Here is a 273-nt window from a genome sequence, read left to right as displayed (position 1 = left end):
GATCAAGCCTGCGGTTGCGGTGCTGCGCGGCCGGCTCGCCGAAGCGCTCGGCCAGGAGAAGGATGCGCTCGACGCCTACCGCTTCGCCGCCAATTCGGCCGACCGTCAGGCAGCCGCCGAAGGCAGGCTGCTCGAGACGCTGCTCAAGCAGAAGCGCGGCGAGATCGGCCGCGACGATGTGCTGAAGGAGCTCGAGCTGTTGTCGATGCTGTGGCGCGGCGACAATATCGAGCTGAAGACGCTCTATGTGCTGTCGAAGATCTATGCCGAGAC

The 273-nt window shown here is 65.2% G+C and carries 1 protein-coding gene; it reads left to right on the top strand.

Annotated features, from left to right (window positions below; genetic code table 11):
- On the top strand, positions 1-273 hold a 273-nt coding region (locus tag ACZ267_RS12905), incomplete at both ends, for a hypothetical protein (RefSeq protein ID WP_463680348.1).

It is taken from the genome of Staphylococcus sp. AC872 (genome assembly GCF_979255425.1).
Note: the sequence above shows the minus strand (reverse complement) of the source record. Positions and strands in the feature narration are given on the sequence as shown.